The sequence below is a fragment of the Commensalibacter nepenthis genome, from assembly GCF_029953305.1.
GTDB classification, from domain to species: Bacteria; Pseudomonadota; Alphaproteobacteria; order Acetobacterales; family Acetobacteraceae; genus Commensalibacter; species Commensalibacter nepenthis.
In genome coordinates this window covers 1-549 of sequence record NZ_JASBAN010000021.1, presented here as the reverse complement: position 1 = coordinate 549, position 549 = coordinate 1, and the positions used below count along the sequence as shown (strand labels likewise).

Annotated in this window: 1 protein-coding gene; it reads right to left on the bottom strand. The window is 46.4% G+C overall.

Annotated elements, in window-relative coordinates:
• Positions 1-549 (bottom strand): hypothetical protein (locus QJV33_RS11970; protein ID WP_281463632.1); only part of this gene is annotated, 549 nt, incomplete at both ends.

Here is a 549-nt window from a genome sequence, read left to right as displayed (position 1 = left end):
TTATACAAATAAGCATATGCATATAATGGTCCCCATTGCGCCAATTTCTCTGTGTTATTAATACTATTACCAACAGCATTTTGTATTTGCTTCATCTCAGCGTCTGTCAGGGCATTTGGGTTGTTACCAGCAGCACTCGCACCACCTGCAGCTATAAGCGCTTCTTGTTGTGCCAAAAATAGCGCCATATTATATTGTTGAAGTGCAGAGGAAATATCAGCACCATTTAAGGCACCAGAGCCACCCCCAATCGTTCCACCCGCTGCGGCACCTCCAGCAGCTGCAATCGCATTCTCAATGGCATTCGTTAATGCCATTGCTAATTTTGGATCACCATTACTATTCGCATCTGCCCATTGTTTAACACTATTCAACGTCGCAGACGATAATATATTCCCGCCAACAGAACTCCCTACCGCTGCACCGACGTTTCCGCCTGTAACGCCTGCCACGGCGGCGGAGCCTGCGGCTTCGAGGATGATACGACCAATATCGTTCTTAACATTCGTTTCGTCAAAACCATTAACGCCACTATTATGTAACGCATCG